Origin of the sequence: Methylocapsa aurea, from assembly GCF_000746085.1 — a bacterium.
GTDB classification, from domain to species: domain Bacteria; phylum Pseudomonadota; class Alphaproteobacteria; order Rhizobiales; family Beijerinckiaceae; genus Methylocapsa; species Methylocapsa aurea.
In genome coordinates this window covers 161,699-177,021 of record NZ_KN050805.1, presented here as the reverse complement: position 1 = coordinate 177,021, position 15,323 = coordinate 161,699, and the positions used below count along the sequence as shown (strand labels likewise).

General features: G+C 56.9%; 18 protein-coding genes and 1 tRNA gene. 6 read left to right on the top strand and 13 right to left on the bottom strand.

Annotated features, from left to right (window positions below):
• Positions 1-32: 32 nt before the first annotated feature.
• From DL86_RS17975 to DL86_RS17925, 11 genes are all read right to left on the bottom strand, one after another.
• Positions 33-749: a hypothetical protein gene (locus tag DL86_RS17975; RefSeq protein WP_036264418.1), complete on the bottom strand. Its 717-nt coding sequence runs from the start codon at positions 747-749 to the stop codon at positions 33-35.
• Entirely contained in the window at positions 749-1,099 is a 351-nt protein-coding gene (locus tag DL86_RS17970) for a phage tail protein (RefSeq protein WP_036264416.1), read from the bottom strand. The genes DL86_RS17975 and DL86_RS17970 overlap by 1 nt, the downstream gene beginning before the upstream one ends.
• 2 nt (positions 1,100-1,101) lie before the next feature.
• Positions 1,102-1,419, bottom strand: coding sequence for a hypothetical protein (locus DL86_RS20190; RefSeq protein ID WP_162180457.1), 318 nt, complete (start codon positions 1,417-1,419; stop codon positions 1,102-1,104).
• The gene (locus tag DL86_RS19520; RefSeq protein ID WP_036264413.1) at positions 1,409-1,756 is read right to left on the bottom strand and encodes an HNH endonuclease signature motif containing protein; all 348 of its coding nucleotides are present in this window, start codon (positions 1,754-1,756) and stop codon (positions 1,409-1,411) included. Before DL86_RS19520 ends, DL86_RS20190 begins: the two co-directional genes overlap by 11 nt.
• Complete coding sequence (locus DL86_RS17955) at positions 1,756-2,265, bottom strand: phage tail assembly chaperone (protein ID WP_156964734.1); 510 nt, start codon at positions 2,263-2,265, stop codon at positions 1,756-1,758. Before DL86_RS17955 ends, DL86_RS19520 begins: the two co-directional genes overlap by 1 nt.
• Positions 2,266-2,347: 82 nt before the next feature.
• Positions 2,348-2,845, bottom strand: coding sequence for a hypothetical protein (locus tag DL86_RS17950; RefSeq protein WP_156964733.1), 498 nt, complete (start codon positions 2,843-2,845; stop codon positions 2,348-2,350).
• 71 nt (positions 2,846-2,916) lie between these two features.
• Positions 2,917-4,494 carry a phage major capsid protein gene (locus tag DL86_RS17945; RefSeq protein WP_036264409.1) on the bottom strand — a complete coding sequence of 526 codons (1,578 nt, stop codon included), beginning with the start codon at positions 4,492-4,494 and terminating at the stop codon, positions 2,917-2,919.
• A complete protein-coding gene (locus tag DL86_RS17940; protein ID WP_036264407.1) occupies positions 4,481-4,825 on the bottom strand; it encodes a gene transfer agent family protein in 345 nt (114 codons plus the stop codon). The genes DL86_RS17945 and DL86_RS17940 overlap by 14 nt, the downstream gene beginning before the upstream one ends.
• Positions 4,822-6,075, bottom strand: a complete 1,254-nt coding sequence (locus tag DL86_RS17935) for a phage portal protein (RefSeq protein WP_084573012.1) — start codon at positions 6,073-6,075, stop codon at positions 4,822-4,824. The genes DL86_RS17940 and DL86_RS17935 overlap by 4 nt, the downstream gene beginning before the upstream one ends.
• 109 nt (positions 6,076-6,184) lie before the next feature.
• The gene (locus DL86_RS17930; RefSeq protein WP_036264405.1) at positions 6,185-7,795 is read right to left on the bottom strand and encodes a tyrosine-type recombinase/integrase; all 1,611 of its coding nucleotides are present in this window, start codon (positions 7,793-7,795) and stop codon (positions 6,185-6,187) included.
• A 90-nt stretch (positions 7,796-7,885) separates the two neighbouring features.
• Positions 7,886-7,960, bottom strand: a tRNA-Thr gene (locus DL86_RS17925).
• A 161-nt stretch (positions 7,961-8,121) separates the two neighbouring features.
• On the opposite strand from DL86_RS17925, the gene DL86_RS17920 reads away from it, so the two are divergent.
• The 5 genes from DL86_RS17920 (at position 8,122) to cutA (ending at position 12,559) form a co-directional block, all read left to right on the top strand.
• Positions 8,122-8,343 carry a hypothetical protein gene (locus DL86_RS17920; RefSeq protein WP_036264404.1) on the top strand — a complete coding sequence of 74 codons (222 nt, stop codon included), beginning with the start codon at positions 8,122-8,124 and terminating at the stop codon, positions 8,341-8,343.
• Between the two features lie 18 nt (positions 8,344-8,361).
• Positions 8,362-9,657: a UDP-N-acetylglucosamine 1-carboxyvinyltransferase gene (murA, locus tag DL86_RS17915; RefSeq protein WP_036264403.1), complete on the top strand. Its 1,296-nt coding sequence runs from the start codon at positions 8,362-8,364 to the stop codon at positions 9,655-9,657.
• Positions 9,658-9,859: 202 nt separating this feature from the next.
• The gene (locus DL86_RS17910) at positions 9,860-10,321 is read left to right on the top strand and encodes a DUF2948 family protein (RefSeq protein WP_036264401.1); all 462 of its coding nucleotides are present in this window, start codon (positions 9,860-9,862) and stop codon (positions 10,319-10,321) included.
• 45 nt (positions 10,322-10,366) lie between these two features.
• Positions 10,367-12,187: an aminopeptidase P family protein gene (locus DL86_RS17905; protein ID WP_036264399.1), complete on the top strand. Its 1,821-nt coding sequence runs from the start codon at positions 10,367-10,369 to the stop codon at positions 12,185-12,187.
• A gap of 54 nt (positions 12,188-12,241) precedes the next feature.
• Complete coding sequence (cutA, locus tag DL86_RS17900) at positions 12,242-12,559, top strand: divalent-cation tolerance protein CutA (protein WP_036264397.1); 318 nt, start codon at positions 12,242-12,244, stop codon at positions 12,557-12,559.
• A gap of 57 nt (positions 12,560-12,616) precedes the next feature.
• On the opposite strand, the gene DL86_RS17895 is transcribed toward cutA, so the two are convergent.
• Positions 12,617-13,657 carry a cytochrome-c peroxidase gene (locus DL86_RS17895; protein WP_036264396.1) on the bottom strand — a complete coding sequence of 347 codons (1,041 nt, stop codon included), beginning with the start codon at positions 13,655-13,657 and terminating at the stop codon, positions 12,617-12,619.
• Positions 13,658-13,829: 172 nt separating this feature from the next.
• On the opposite strand from DL86_RS17895, the gene pheS reads away from it, so the two are divergent.
• On the top strand, positions 13,830-14,912 hold the full coding sequence (gene pheS, locus DL86_RS17890; RefSeq protein WP_036264393.1) for a phenylalanine--tRNA ligase subunit alpha: 1,083 nt from the start codon (positions 13,830-13,832) through the stop codon (positions 14,910-14,912).
• 22 nt (positions 14,913-14,934) lie between these two features.
• Here the strand turns inward: pheS and DL86_RS17885 are convergent, their stop codons facing one another.
• Complete coding sequence (locus DL86_RS17885) at positions 14,935-15,147, bottom strand: DUF1674 domain-containing protein (protein WP_245276427.1); 213 nt, start codon at positions 15,145-15,147, stop codon at positions 14,935-14,937.
• Positions 15,148-15,323 lie beyond the last annotated feature (176 nt).

Here is a 15,323-nt window from a genome sequence, read left to right as displayed (position 1 = left end):
AGTATATAAAGATATGTGCATATGTTGAAATCCTAAATCGAAAAAATATAGAGCGAACCATCCGCCGCCGGTTCCTTAATAATATCAATAACTTCCGACCTACCCCCGGCCTTGGTGTTTCTTTTATGCAACAGGTTCGGGTTCTTCGCTTTACTTTCAATCTTCCTAAGCTCAAGGATCTCTTTAATAGATAAGCCTTGGCTAATGTACCTCTCTAAAGTACGCCGACCCATCTTTAGATCTTTTGACCAGTTTGAAATGCTCTGAGACTTTCCGTCATGTTCTATAAGCGTCTTAGCTGCTCTTTTGTCTCGTATCGTCTTATACAAATAAAGATCAAGGATATGTGAGATTGTGTAACCCTGCTTTAATCGCAGTAGCATTGTCGTGTACGAAATACCTGCTAAGTCTGCCCATTGTATAATGTTTAGAGTTTTGCCGTCATGCTCAAAGAATCTCTCATTAGGTGAGAGACCGCGTTTGCGAGGTGTTTTTGTAACTTCGTCGCGCTTCGCTTGTTCAATTACGTCGCGGGCGTTCTTTCTGATATAATCCGGGTCTACTTCCGCGAGGGAGCAGGCGTCTAGGAAGTCTTTTGAGTGACCTGTTAGCCAAGCTCTTGCTTCGGATCGATCTAGGATTGCGCGCTTATCTACGCCTATATACTTAGAATCGTCGAAGGCTTGGGTAATAACCGCAGTCCATAGGGCGCGAAGCTGATACTTTTGTTCCGTTTCGTTCGTTGTCATTAAAGATTAAAACTTTGTCTGAAGGTTGCGGTAATCTTGTGTAGACCGTTTGAAAGATGCGTGTCGCTCCAATCGTCACAAGTATACTTTATTTGCATAGAATCGCCAGGGATTTGATAAAGAAAAGACAAATAACCGCCTTGCGATGAAAAGAATGTTGTTATTGAGCTTGCTTGGCTTGCGGTTAAGACGTCCCAAGTAAGTTCAACTACTTGGCGAACATAGTTGATTCCATCCGGGGATGATTGCGTATAGCCGTCGCCGAAGGATGCTTTGGCGATTTTGATTTCCGGTTTTGATCTGAGTCCGGCGCTTGGCTTTACTGGCGGATTGAAGGTCTGGATTGGCATTATTAAAACTCGACACCAAAGGTGAATAACATTCCAAGTCCTTCGTTTGGATTGTTGGAAGGCGGGATAACAATTATTGAGGGTGCTACGATGAAAAGTTCCACGTAGCATTTGGCTGTGTTTTTCACCCAAATGTGGTTCGCGGCGTTCGAGATTTCTTCCAGCGTTCCGAGGCCGACAAAGGGGCCATGCGTTACGGTCGGGAAATCGTCCGAGACAAAATACATTACGCGACTATTGCCCTCGATTTTGAGTGGTCCTGGGCCGATGTCTATCCAAGTCGAGTTAGGCGGCAGGATGACGTTCTGACTAAATGCCAAGGCGCTTTTCCTCGGATTGTTTCGTTACGTTGTGGCAGTGGGTGCAGAGCGGTTGCCAATTGGCTTTGTTCCAAAACAGCCGCATGTTGCCGCGATGTGGTTGAATGTGATCTACAACGCTGGCAGGCTCGCCGCATTTCCGACAGTTCGGATTAGCCTTGAGAAAAGCTTTGGCTTCCTTTGTCCATTCCGCCGTATATCCGCGCTTGCGGGCATTTGGTCTTGTTTGGTCGAACCGATATTTACGCTCTTGGTCGCGCTTGATCTGGCAGGCGCAACGCTCGTTTGATGGAACGATGTTTCCGCAAGAGCAAATTCTAGGCGCGCGAACCGGCATTATGCTGCCGCAACCTCTTCGGGCGTGACGATTTGCATCGGGAAGCGCGCCAGGGCGACTCGGGCTTGCGTCGCTAGATCAACGTTCGGCTTTTCCTCTTCGCTTGCTCCGAAGATAGCTTTCAGCAAATCGACGCGACCGTTATAAGCCTCGATGATTTCCGAAGGGGTCGCGTTCCAGGTCGTTTCTGGTGTCCAGCCGAGCCACCCGGTTCCAATTTGGAAAAGTTTCTTGTGGTGCTCGGCGAATGTGACTCGCGATTTGCTTTCAGACTCAGGTTTCGAATCTTCGTCAAAACCGGCAAGCTGAAAAGCGAGGGAAATAAGCGGCGGAACCAGATGGTTGATTCCGACGCGAAGAGGGTGAAGCCCGATTTCCTCGATTAGATCTGGAATGCTCGTATAGCCGGTAGCAGTCGCGCGGATAATGTCCGCCATGACTGACAGATTTTCGTCGGCAATGGCTTCAAGCAATTTGTCGAAGCCATTGTATTTTTGTTCGAGGCGCATCGCCGCGCGAAGCGTCGGGCGAAGACGGATTTCGCTATTGTCGATTGTTAAAATGATCTCGTCTGCCGCCAGAGTCATGGTCTTACGCGCCCGCCGTCGCAGCAACCAAGAGAACAGCGGTATTAACCTCGGTTTCGAACGACTGGATGATAACGTCGGAAGCCTTGCCTAGCTTGGTCCGCGCCGACATTACAAGACCACGGAAGTAGTAAGTCGTGCCCGTACCAGTCGCGTTCAGGGGATCGGGGAGAACAACTTTGAAGGCGCGCTGAACAGTTTCAGTTGCGGCTTCGCGAAGTTCCGTTTGGCCAACGTCGCTAGGATCATGGGCGCATTCCAGTGTGAGCGTCCCAGCATCGGCGATGCCTTTAAGCTTTTCAACGCGGCCTGATTCGATCGTCTCGAACTTGACGACGCTTGCAGAGTCGCCGAATTCGCCGATGGATTCGATGTTTCCAACAGCGTTCCAGGCAACGCCAGTCGTGTAATTCGTGAGAATAAGGTTACTAGAGGCTGACCCGACAGGGTAAGACTCGGTAGAAACGTACAATTTTGTATGTGCTGTTGCAGAAATACTCATAAAAACAATGCCTTATATGAAAATTGATGAAAAGAGCCTGACTTAATCGGTCAGGCTCTTTGTGGGTTGAATTACGCGGCGATTTTCAGGAATCGGAAGGCTTCCGGCAGGCTCACAGCGCCGCCAACACGCCTACGGGCATGAAAACGTACAAGACCATCCGTTGCCTGGGAGAACGGATCCCGCATGATCGAAACGCCAACACGGTCGAAGATGCGGAACCCCGCCTGCCAGTCGCCGAAGATAATCGGAATCGTGCCGATAGCGAGCGGCGAACCATCGCCGTTCTGGTGGTGCGGAAGTTCCGGCATTTCGATGATTGGGCGGCCGAGCAACATTGCCGGTTGTCCGCCAGCAAGCCCGCCAGTGGAATCCTGCCAAAGGAACTGTTCAAGGCCGTTCACGAGACCGCGAATGTAACCCATCATTCCGCGCGACATGGTCCAAACCGCATTCTTCGCGTAGAAGGTAGGTAGGCTGTAGAACATTTCGATCAAGAGTCCGGGCGTAATAAAAGTCAGGCTGTTAAGACCGGGCGTGAAGGGAATCGAAGCGTTGCCGATAATTCCAGCCGGTTTTCCGATTCCGTTGCCGCCGATGAAAGCGGCGGATTCAGAAAGTCCGAATTGCTGGCCTAAATCCATTGCGATTTCAGATTCAAGGTTGAACATGGAATCTTCGAGAAGGCGGTTCGACACGTCACAATGCGCCCCCATTTCGAAGATATCGAAGCTCTGGCGATCATAGGTCTGCTGCGTGCTTGGCGAAGGCGAACCCTCGTCAACCCACGAAACAGTCGTGGTTCCGGTGCGCTTCGGAAGTAGGACGGGAGTCGTGCCGACACTTGTAACGCGCGCGAGGGAACGAACCGAAGAGTAGAGAACAAGCTGCTTGGTGATCTCTGCAAGGTACGCGGGTGGAACAGTAAACCCCCCTGCCGAATTCGTGCTGGAGATAAGAGCCTTGGTCTCGATCTGCGGCATACGTTCGACCCCAAGCCGCATAAAATTGTCAAACGCTTTGGTTTCGCTCTCGCCAGCGTTGTCTTTGGTTTCGACATTGCCCGTTCCGGGGCGATTTAGGCGCGTCTCGATTTTGTCGAGGCGATTGGTCAGAATGTTGACGCTGTTGAACTTGGTCTCGAGTTCGTTGAATTTGGTTTCAAGCGCCGCATAATCCGGCGCGTTATTATCTTCGTGTTCCAAAATGTTTTCCTTAACAGTGAGAATTTGCGCGTTCGGATGTGCGGGAACGCTGACAATGGAGATTTCTTGCAAATCGGTTTTGTAAATTGTACGCCCGCCGCGCGGACGCGACGTAGCCTTTTGAACGCTGAAGCCAATGGAGAGGCCTTGCACTGCGCCGGATTTGACGAGGGCGTGAATCTCCGCCGCGCGTTGAACGTCATTAACTAGGAGTCGGCCTTTGACTTCCAAACCCTGCGCCGTTTCGCGCACTGAGTTCCATACGCCAAGTACTTCGCGCTGATCATGCGACCATAAAATAGGAAGCCTTGAAGGCGCGGTAGAGAAGGCTCCTTTTGTAATGATGTCGCCGGTTCGATCAGGCGTATCAAAGACCCAAGCAATCCCGCTGATTTCACCTTCATCCGATACGGAGAGAGCTGATTTGAATTCAAGCTTGTTCATCTAAATTTTCATTCGTTTTGTTGCCATTGCCGAACCAGAGCACGCTTAGGATATCGATTGCCAGGGGAAGCGTTTCATCAAGCGGGCGATTGAGCGCGTAAGCCTTCACAAGGAGAGAGGCTTGTTGCGGATTAGCGCCGCCGCCAATGAGTCCGAGGCGGATGGTTTCGATCATATCCGCGTGGCGGAAGTCGCCGTTGAATAAGCGCCTGCAAAGCGAACCGATGCCTGATTCCGTGACGCGCTCTAGTTCGGGGATCAACGCTGGCGTGATCTGAAAATCGTGTTCAAGATCGCCAAAGAAGGCCGTCAGGCGGGTGTCCGTTGTCATAAGCTAGGCTCCGAAGCTTCAGGCGGTTTGCCGGGTTCGGCGGCCTCTACAGCGACGTCTGGATTGTTGCCGCTGGTAGTGTTCGGATTGATGAACGCATCGCCGCCTTCGTATGGCGCTCTGTTCTCCAGCTCGCGAATTTCGTTCGGATTCAAAATCCGCGATTGAATGAAAATTTGGTAGGCTTGGGCGCGCTGGAAGAGGTCGGCTTTGAGCAAATCGTCTAAGCAGAATTCCGCATGTAGCTGATCGCGTTCAGGAGGTTCGATCAACTTCAAATAGATTTCAGATTCGATGCGGCGAACCCAAGGAATCAACGTGAAGTTGACGAACTGTTGCGCGATCTCTTCGGAATTCTTGAAGTTCGCGCGGCCCAAGTCCTGAAGCAGAATTGGCGCGACGCGGAAGGCGCGGGCGATTTCCGCAATGGCGAACTCCCTGATTTGAATATATTGGGAATCAACACTGTTGAAGCTTAGAGCTTGGAAAGCTGCGCCTTCTTCCAAGAGCGCCGTGCGGCCTGAATTCGCGCCAGCGTGCGAGGCTTGCCAACTGTTGCGAATGCGCAATGCGGCGTCGGCGGTTAGTTTGCCGGGAAATGTAAGGACGCCGCTAGGACGTCCGCCAGACGCGAAGAGACGCGCCGCATGGGCTTCTAGCGCCAGCGCCAAGCCGATAGCCTCACGCGCCTGCATAACGACGCTTTCGCCACGATAGAGAAATGCGCCAACCGGTGCTTTCAGATGGAAGACGTCGCGATAAGGAAGTTCGCGACATTCGTTCGTGCCGTTCGTCGTCAGGCGGTAAACAGGCTCGCCTGTAATTTGATCCTCAAAGACCGAACAAGCTTCAGGGCGAAGCCGGGTTAGCTCGACTACCTTGCCATTCACGCGATTGATATGAGCGTAGCCATTCCCAAACAGAAGCGCGTCGCGAACCATTTGCTCTTGGAATTCTTGGCAGGACGTGAAGTCGTTTACCGATTTGTTCAGGATATTATAGAGCGGATGACTTGTGGCGCGGGACTTAGCGCCGTTGTCGTCTTTGGAGTAAAGATGAATTGGAAGCTGGCCAACCGCTTCGGAAATAGCTCTGACCGCACAAGAGACGGCGGTACACTTCAATGCAGCGTAAGGCGAAACAAGTTCGCCAGATAATGCCGTAGCAGAGCCAAATAGATCGAAAAGCCAAGGTTCTGGCGAACTAATGCCAGAACTCTTCTTTTCAAACCAGCTATTCCAGAATGCCATAAAATGAATATACCAATGTCAATTGCTATGACATAAGTATACCATTAAAATACACTTAATATACAACTATTTTAGGTAGTTGTGTGATTAGCTTTTAGTGGATTACAGATTATCCATCTGAATCAGCCAAATCGATCGACGGAAGCTTGCCGATAGCGAGCATAGACGCCTTCAGACTTACGTCGCCATAGTTGTCGCCAGCCGTGCGCGCCGCGTGACCTTGGATTGCGTCCAGGACTCTCGGGTCTATGCCTGCTTCGCGTCCGACCGTTTTGAACCGATGCCGCCAGCCATGCGAGGGGTCTACTTCTGGCGGAACAACGTTCAAAGATTTCAGCCATTGGCTGATTCTGCCCGCGACAGTCTTTGACGGGTGCGTCGTTCCGGTGCGGGTCTTGGTCGCGTAAAAAAGCGGACCATCTGCGGCGTCCTCGACGAAGGTCAGGAATCCAAGTTCGATCAATTGCGGATGAATCGGCACGTCGCGATATTTGCCCGTTTTTACCGAACCAGCTTCGGGCGTGATCCTGATAAATTGAACGCCGTCTTGCGCGCGAATGTCCTCTTTCCGTAGTTGGGTGATCTCCGCGACGCGCGCGCCAGAGTGTGCGCAAATCCAAGGAACCCATTTCTTAGCCGCCGTTAGATGCGGACCTTCGCGGGTTTGGGGATTGTCTGAAGGCTTGGGTACGTGCGCCAGAGCGGCCTTTAAAACCACTGCGGCTTCGTCTGGCGTGAATCCTTTGGAGCGGTTGAGCTTTGGCGCGGTGAACCTGACTTTGACGCCAGCGGCGACGTTTTCAGCGATCTTGTCGTTTTCAGCCGCGAAGGCGAGTACAGCCTTAAGTGCAGCTAAGGCGGTGTCGCGGACCGTTTTCGGACTTTTCGATTCTAGGAGGCGATCTTTCCAATCGACTATATTTTTCTTTGTCAGGCGTGTGGCGTCGTCATGCCCGACGAATTTAACCAGATCGGTGAAAGCGGGTGCCCAGCGCTTCGCGGCGACAGCGCCCTTACCAGATCGCGCCAATTCTTTGATATATGCGTCGAAAAGCCCATTGATCGATACGGGTTCAGCTTCCTGCGGTTCATCGGGTGCGTCGGTTAATATCGGATGGTAAGGCTTGCCGTCGAGTTTGCCTTCGTCGCGCTCTTTGCTGCGCTCTAGCGATTCGACCTGAATCGCCGCAAGGGTCCGCGCTAAGCTTAACCATTCGGGCGAACCGCGTTCGGGCGTCGTCCTACCCTCGACGTTGAACTGATCGATAGCCCAACCGATTGTCGCCGCGACAAATTCAATGTCGAGAGATTCGCCAGTGAAACCGCTGGATGCGACCACTTTCAAATTTCTGAGATACGGGTCGCGTGGCAGGACGCCGTTTAATTCCTTCGGCGAAACGACGCCGCGAAGGTAATTGCGCCGAGATAATTCATCGTGCGCAAGCTCTTGCTCATAATGTGCCCGCGCTAGGGCGCGAATGGAATCGCCGCGCTTTTTCTCTGGAATTGGGGCGTTTGGAATTTGACGACGCGCGTCGTCAAGCTGCGCATGGAATCCGACAAGCGCCGCGTGAAGGTTCTTAATCGCTTCGGGGCGGTTTGGGCCGAGAGCTTCGCGCAATTCGGTTTTGCCGATGATCGCGCGAAGCTCCTTTGGGACGACGATGCGCGCCCAAAAGTTTCCTTGCCGGTTTATAAGGTATGGGGTCTTGCCAGCCATTCCGCACCATTCAGTTTGTAACACGGATTGTTACATCAGAATGGAAAAGGCTGATTTTTCAAGGGAATATTTTGAAAACAAGGGCTTGGCTGGTGCTGCGAGACAGGATTGAACTGTCGACCTCTCCATTACCAATGGAGTGCTCTACCACTGAGCTACCGCAGCCTCGCGGGGCGCGCTTTCAGGTTACAAGGCGCCGGCGTATGTGACATAGGCGCGCCGGTTAGGCAAGCGGGTAGCCTTGCCTCGGCCTTAAAGACATTTTACTACATTTCTCAGAAAAATGCGCCGCTGTCTGATTTGAAGCAATAATCGAGGGTGACTGCATGGGGGCGTCCGGCAAGGGGGAGGATCTGTCCGCGCCAGATGGCAAGGACGCCGCCGAAGCCAATGCGCGCAAGAAAGCGGCCGAGCGCCAGCGTCTCGCCGAAGCGCTGCGGGCTAACCTCAACCGGCGCAAGGCCCAAAGCCGCGACCGCCGGGCGCGCGAGGCCAGCCAGGACGAGGCCGCGGCGCTCGAAAAGGGAAGCAGTTTTCACGAGCGGTAGGCTCGAATCGGGGGATTGATGGATCGCATTCGCATCGTCGGCGGGCAAACGCTGAACGGCGTCATTCGGATTTCCGGCGCCAAGAACGCGGCACTGCCGCTGATGATCGCTTCGCTTCTCACAGCCGAGACGCTCACCCTCGAAAATGTGCCCAGTCTCGCCGATGTCGGCATGCTGCTGCGCATTCTTGGTCATCACGGCGTCGATTATTCGGTTGATGGACGGCGGCCGGGAGCGGCGCCGCGCGCCAGCCGGGCGATCCATCTTTCCGCGCGAACGATTGTCGATACGATGGCGCCCTATGAGCTTGTCTCCAAAATGCGCGCGAGCTTTTGGGTCGTCGCGCCGCTTCTTGCGCGGATGGGCGAGGCCAAGGTTTCGCTGCCAGGAGGCTGCGCCATAGGCACACGGCCGGTCGACCTGCTCATCATGGCGCTGGAAAAGCTTGGCGCCAGCGTCGAGATCGAGGCGGGCTATGTTCACGCCACCGCGCCGAAAGGATTGATCGGCGCGGAAATTCATTTTCCGAAGGTGACGGTCGGCGGCACGCATACGGCGCTGATGGCCGCCTCCCTGGCCAAGGGCCACACGCTTCTCGTCAATGCGGCGCGCGAGCCGGAGATCGTCGATCTCGCCGATTGCCTCATCAAGATGGGCGCCAAGATCAAGGGCGCCGGGCAGTCCATCATCGAGATCGAGGGAGTTGGCAGCCTTTCGGGCGCAAGCCACACCGTCTTGCCCGATCGCATCGAAGCGGGAACTTATGCGATTGCGGTCGCCATGGCGGGCGGCGATGTGCTTTTGGAAGGCGCCGAGGCCGGGCTTTTGCAAAGCGCTCTCGACGCGATCGAGCAGGCTGGGGCGAGCGTTTCCGTCACCAATGAGGGGCTTCGGGTGCGGCGCAATGGCGCCGGGATCATGCCGGTCGATGTCTCGACGGCTCCGTTTCCCGGCTTCCCGACCGATTTGCAGGCCCAGTTCATGGCTTTGATGACAAAGGCCAAGGGGCATTCGAAGATCACCGAAACAATTTTCGAAAACCGCTTCATGCATGTGCAGGAACTCGCCCGGCTCGGCGCCCGCATAAAACTCGAGGGCGACGTCGCCTTGGTCGAAGGGGTGGACGAGCTCCAAGGCGCCCAGGTAATGGCGACGGATCTCCGCGCTTCGGTGTCGCTCGTCATCGCGGCGCTTGCGGCGCAGGGCGAAACCATGGTCAACCGCGTTTATCATCTCGATCGCGGCTTCGAACATCTCGAGGACAAGCTGGGCGGCTGCGGCGCGATCATCGAGCGGCTCTCCGGCCACGCCTAAACCATTGTTTCGGAAATGACGCTGGCTTTCCGAAGGAAATCAGGCAGAATCGAAAGTTCGACGCCAAGGGTGGAACAACCAGCGCCGCTGACGCCAGCCCCTTGGCGGAGGCGCCGGGGGGCTCCTTGCTCGCGAAAATTCAATCCGTATGGCTAAAAGCTATGACCGAGCGCGCAGCTCTTTCCGATGAGAGTAACGTAACGTGACGCCACTGCCGGATCTCCTTCGATTGGTCGCCATGGATAGCGAGGATCTTGGCGTCATCTCGGCCAATCTTCAGGACGCATTGGTCCGTGTCGGCGACATGGCTTATCTGCCGCATTCGAAGCGGTTCGCCATTGTCTCGTCGAGGTTCGATTGGGTGAAGGCGAATCAGGGCGTTTTGGAGCGCTGCCGCACCGGGCTGCATTTCGAGCGTGTTTTCAAGGTCTCATGTGCGGGGTTCTCGCAGCGGGACAAGGGCGCAATCCTCAATCTTCTCAGCATTTCGTTCAAAGAGACGGAGCCGCCGTCGGGCGAGGTGGCGCTCATCTTCTCCGCGGGGGGCGCTCTGCGGCTCGAGGTGGAATGCCTTGAAGCAGAGTTGCGCGATCTTGGGTTGCGCTGGAAAGCTGGTTGCCTGCCAGGTCACCCGCTCGAAAATGCGGAGGGCGCGCCAAAATAATCGGCGCATATTGCGGGGGCGGGGAACTGGCTCTAGGCTGGCGCCATGTTCGAATGTGTTTTCCAAACCTTTGAGGATCAGGCCGATCCTTCGCAGGGCGTGGCGCGGCTCGCGGCTTTGCGCGCCGAACTCGATCGCCTCGGGCTCGATGGCTTTCTCATCCCCCGCGCCGATCGGCATCAAAATGAATATGTCGCCCCCTCCGAAGAGCGGCTCGCATGGCTTTCCGGCTTTACCGGCTCGGCGGGGCTCGCGATTGTGTTGCGCGATCGCGCTGCGATCTTCGTCGATGGCCGCTATGCGCTGGCGGTCAAGGACCAAGTCGACGTTTCGATTTTCAAGCCTGTCGCCATGGCGGAGACCAGCCCTTCGAAATGGCTTGAGGAGAATCTGAGCCGGGGGGCTCGGCTCGGCTACGATCCTTGGCTGCACACGCCGCTCCAGGTGGAGAGCCTTGGCAAGGCGGCGCAACTCGCGGGAGCCGAACTCGTCGCCATCGAGCCGAACCCGATCGATGCGATCTGGACCGATCGTCCGGCGCCGCCGCTCGGCAGGATCCGCTTGCATCCGCGCAAGCTCGCCGGAGAAGGCGCATCCGAGAAGCTTGCCCGCGCCGGCGCTGCGCTCAAGGGCAAGGACGCCTTGGTGATCAGCGATCCGCATGCCGTCGCCTGGATCTTCAACATTCGCGGCGCCGATGTCTCGCATACGCCGCTGCCGCTGGCCTTCGCCCTGATCTTGAAAGAGGGCAAGCCGCGTCTTTATGTCGATGCGCGCAAGCTCGACAATGGGTTGCGGGACCAGCTCTGCAGCCTCGCCGACATCGAGGAGCCAGACCGCCTTGAGGGCGATCTCGAAGATCTTGGCAGACGAGGCAAGCACGTGCTTTTCGACGCCGCCACGGCGCCCGCCAAGCTGACCTCGATCGTGAAGGTGGCGGGCGGACTTATCGATGTAGGGCAAGATCCAGTCGCCTTGATGAAAGCGCGCAAGAACGCCGCTGAACTCGCCGGAGCGCGCAGGGCTCAACTCCGAGACGGCGCCGCGATTGTGCGCTTCCTGCATTGGTTTTCGCTCAATGCGCCGGCGGGAGAACTCACCGAGATCGACGCGGCGCAAGCGCTCGAGACCTTCAGGCGGCAAACGCGCAAGCTGAAGGACGTCTCATTTCCCTCAATCGCCGCTGCCGGGCCTAATGCGGCGATCCCGCATTATCGCGTGAGCATCAAGACCAACCGCAAGATTGGCAAAGGCATTTTCCTGATCGATTCCGGCGGCCAATATGAGGATGGCACAACAGACATCACGCGCACGCTCGCCGTCGGCAAACCGACGGCCGAGATGCGCGATCGATTCACAAGGGTGCTCAAGGGGCATATCGCGATCGCGCGGGCTGTTTTTCCGAAAGGCGCGTCGGGCGCGCAAATCGACGCCTTGGCGCGACTTCCGCTCTGGCGGGCCGGTCTCGACTTTGACCATGGGACGGGGCATGGCGTCGGGTCCTATCTATCGGTGCATGAAGGACCTCAGCGCATTTCGAAGCTGGGATCGGCGGCCCTGGAGCCCGGCATGATCTTGTCGAACGAGCCAGGCTTTTATCATGCCGGCCACTGGGGCATCCGCATTGAGAATTTGATCGTGGTGGAGCCCCGGGAAATCGCCGGCGCGGAACGGGAAATGTTCGGTTTCGAGACGATCACGCTGGCGCCGATCGATCTTGCCCTGGTCGAGCCAAAGCTCCTCGACAAGGAGGAAATCGCCTGGCTCAATGCCTATCACGCCCGCGTGCGGCGCGAGATTTCGCCCCTGGTCGAGCCGGATGTGCGGCGCTGGTTGACTAGCGCGACGAAGCGCATCCGAGCATAGCGGCCCATCCGCCCAGCAGTAGCGATGGTAGGACGAGGCGGATAGGGCGATCCGATGGAAACGACATATGCGCTTGTCATGACGACCTGCGCCGATCGCGCGAATGCGGAGTCGATCGCGCGGTTGCTGATCGGCGAGCGTCTCGCCGCCTGCGTCCAGATTTTTCCGATCGAAAGCTTCTATCAATGGGAAGGCGCGGTGCAAGAGGCGCGCGAGTTGATGCTGTTGTGCAAGATCAAGCGCGCTGACTACGCGGATGTCGAGGCGGCGATCCGCGCCGCGCATCCTTACGCCAATCCGGAAATCATCGAGATTCCAATCGAGAAAGGCGCGCCGGCCTATCTCGATTGGATCGCATCGGTCACCAGATGATCCGAAATCCATCGCCTCGGCGCGCCGAGGCGATCCAGCTGCGCCGCAAAACGGCGGCTACAGCTCCGGTCGCGGCGTTGTGGAGACGTTGGGCGGCAGAATGGGATAGGTCACATTCGGCTGGTCGCCCGTCAAGCTGCCGAGAAAGGCGGTGATCTTGTCGATTTCTTCGCCATTGAGCTGGTCGCCCAGCTGGCTTGCGCCCATCAGAGCCACGGCCTGACGCAGATCCCAGACTTTGCCGGTGTGGAAATAGGGCGCCGTCAAGGCGATGTTGCGCAGCGTCGGCACCTTGAAGACATTCTGGTCTTCTATGTCCTTCGTGACCGCGAACCTTCCCCTGTCATTCGCCGGCATATATTCGACGCCGGGCTTGATGACCACGCCGAAAGGCGCATACATGCCGCCGCCGACATTGGGTCCATTGTGGCACTCCGCGCACCCTTTGGCGATGAACAGCGCCAAGCCTTCCTTCTGCTCGGGCGCAAGCGCGTCGGCCGCGCCCTTCAGGAACCGGTCGAACGGCGCGTTGGGGGTGATCAGCGTTCCTTCGAATACGGCGATCGCCTTTTGCACATTGGCCTGCGTGATCGGGTCCGAGTCGTCCGGAAAGGCGGCGGCGAAGGCGGCGGAATAGCCCGGAATGCCCTTGATCTGCTCGACGACGCGCTCCGTCGCCGAGGCCATCTCGACCGGATTGACCATCGGGCCTCCGGCCTGCTGCTCGAGGTCCTTGGCGCGGCCGTCCCAGAACTGGGACAGATTGAACGCTGCATTCAGCACGGTAGGAGCGTTGCGTCCGCCGCGCTGCCAATTATGGCCGATGGAGGTCGGCTCGGCGTCGGCGCCGCCAAGCCCTAAATTGTGACAGGAATTGCAGCTGATGGCGTGGCTGGCGGAGATGCGCGGTTCGAAAAAGAGCTTCTTGCCAAGCTCGACCTTAGCTGGCGTCGCGGGGTTGCCGGGCAGAGCGGGGGGAGCGAGCGGGATCGGATCGAATAGCTGCCGCGCCCGCGCCAGCAAATCCTCGTCGGCGAGGATAGGAGACGTCCACAGGCAGCCAAGAGACAAGACAGCGACGACAACGCGTTTTACCATGGCGAGCTTCCATGTTCATGCTGCATTGCAGCGGCCGGCTCACTCCTAGCGACGCGGGGTTGGGCTGTCAACGGACTTGACCTCCGCCGCGCCGCCTCGACATCCGCGCGCGCGCATGGCACAAGCCGGTTGACGCGAAATAGTGACGCAAGTGGTTGAGACGGCCCCGAACATGTCCGAGATGGAAGCGCTGCACAGCAAGACTTTGGCCGAGATCGCGGCCGCCGCCGACGAGGCCGCGCTCGAGGCGGTCCGCGTCGCGGCGCTCGGCAAGAAAGGTTCGATTTCGGCGCTTCTGTCGGGGCTCGGCAAGATGGCGCCTGATGAGCGCAAGGCCGAAGGGGCGGCGATCAATGCGCTCAAGGATAGCGTCGTTGAAGCCTTGGCCGCGCGGCGCGCACTCTTGAAGGAGGCGGCGCTCGAAGCGCGCCTCAAGACCGAGACGGTCGATGTCACTTTGCCCATTCCCGCGCGCGGGATCGAGCTCGGCCGCATCCATCCGGTGTCGCAAGTCATGGACGAACTGGCCGCGATCTTCGCCGATATGGGCTTTTCCATCGCCGAAGGGCCGGACATCGAAACGGATGATTACAACTTCACCAAACTGAATTTTCCGCCGGATCATCCGGCGCGCGACATGCACGACACCTTCTTCTTTAATCCGGACGCCCAAGGCCAGCGCAAGGTTCTGCGCACGCATACGAGCCCGGTCCAGGTGCGCACGATGTTGACGCAAAAGCCGCCGATCCGGGTGATCTGCCCTGGCCGGACCTATCGTTGCGATTCGGACCAGACCCATACGCCGATGTTCCATCAGGTCGAGGGCCTGGTCATCGACCGCTCCGCCAATCTTGGCCATCTGAAATGGATCTTGGAGGAGTTCTTCAAGGCCTTCTTCGAGGTGAGCGAGGTGAAGATGCGGTTCCGGCCGAGTTTCTTTCCGTTCACCGAACCCTCGATGGAAGTCGATATCCAATGCGCGCGCAAAGGCGGCGAGATTCGCTTTGGCGAGGGCGAGGATTGGCTCGAGGTTCTGGGATGTGGCATGGTGCATTCAAACGTGCTGCGCAATTGCGGGCTCGATCCCGATGTCTACCAAGGTTTCGCCTGGGGAATCGGCATCGACCGCATCGCCACGTTGAAATATGGCATGCCGGACCTTCGCGCCTTCTTCGAGGCCGACATCCGGTGGCTCAGGCATTACGGGTTCCGGCCGCTCGATCTGCCGACGCTGGTAGGCGGGTTGAGCGCATAAAGAGGCGTCATCGCAAACAATCTTAAAAATCGCTGGCGATGCCCTTCACTTCCCAATCACCGTAGCGCACCGGTTCTGGACCGTCGCGGCCATTGATTTCTTTTGGAGCCTCCTTTGGCGCGGCAAGCCGGCGGCGCTCCTCCGCTTCGGCGAGCGCGCGTTGGGCCTCAGGGGGCAGCGTCTTGCGAGGCGACTCTGGAGTTGGATTTGTTTTCGTATTCTTCAGTTGATCCACAATAATTGCCTTGAAGACGCCGAGAAGCTTTGGGATTGAGCAGGAAACTCTACGCAAAGCCTAACCGATCATGTTAGAAAAGCCTATGATTCTTAGCCAAAGCCTTCGCAGCGGAGCCTGAGTTTGAACGCACCTCCGCGCCCGCCGGTGGATCGGCGTCGGACCCGCAAGGCGTC

What these genes read in the sequence shown, in the direction of transcription:
- DL86_RS17975 (WP_036264418.1), bottom strand. Translation starts at nt 749, where the DNA reads ATGACAACGAACGAAACGGAACAAAAGTATCAGCTTCGCGCCCTATGG.
- DL86_RS17970 (WP_036264416.1), bottom strand. Translation starts at nt 1,099, where the DNA reads ATGCCAATCCAGACCTTCAATCCGCCAGTAAAGCCAAGCGCCGGACTC.
- DL86_RS19520 (WP_036264413.1), bottom strand. Translation starts at nt 1,756, where the DNA reads ATGCCGGTTCGCGCGCCTAGAATTTGCTCTTGCGGAAACATCGTTCCA.
- DL86_RS17955 (WP_156964734.1), bottom strand. Translation starts at nt 2,265, where the DNA reads ATGCGCCTCGAACAAAAATACAATGGCTTCGACAAATTGCTTGAAGCC.
- DL86_RS17950 (WP_156964733.1), bottom strand. Translation starts at nt 2,845, where the DNA reads ATGAGTATTTCTGCAACAGCACATACAAAATTGTACGTTTCTACCGAG.
- DL86_RS17945 (WP_036264409.1), bottom strand. Translation starts at nt 4,494, where the DNA reads ATGAACAAGCTTGAATTCAAATCAGCTCTCTCCGTATCGGATGAAGGT.
- DL86_RS17940 (WP_036264407.1), bottom strand. Translation starts at nt 4,825, where the DNA reads ATGACAACGGACACCCGCCTGACGGCCTTCTTTGGCGATCTTGAACAC.
- DL86_RS17935 (WP_084573012.1), bottom strand. Translation starts at nt 6,075, where the DNA reads ATGGCATTCTGGAATAGCTGGTTTGAAAAGAAGAGTTCTGGCATTAGT.
- DL86_RS17930 (WP_036264405.1), bottom strand. Translation starts at nt 7,795, where the DNA reads ATGGCTGGCAAGACCCCATACCTTATAAACCGGCAAGGAAACTTTTGG.
- DL86_RS17920 (WP_036264404.1), top strand. Translation starts at nt 8,122, where the DNA reads ATGGGGGCGTCCGGCAAGGGGGAGGATCTGTCCGCGCCAGATGGCAAG.
- murA (WP_036264403.1), top strand. Translation starts at nt 8,362, where the DNA reads ATGGATCGCATTCGCATCGTCGGCGGGCAAACGCTGAACGGCGTCATT.
- DL86_RS17905 (WP_036264399.1), top strand. Translation starts at nt 10,367, where the DNA reads ATGTTCGAATGTGTTTTCCAAACCTTTGAGGATCAGGCCGATCCTTCG.
- cutA (WP_036264397.1), top strand. Translation starts at nt 12,242, where the DNA reads ATGGAAACGACATATGCGCTTGTCATGACGACCTGCGCCGATCGCGCG.
- DL86_RS17895 (WP_036264396.1), bottom strand. Translation starts at nt 13,657, where the DNA reads ATGGTAAAACGCGTTGTCGTCGCTGTCTTGTCTCTTGGCTGCCTGTGG.
- pheS (WP_036264393.1), top strand. Translation starts at nt 13,830, where the DNA reads ATGTCCGAGATGGAAGCGCTGCACAGCAAGACTTTGGCCGAGATCGCG.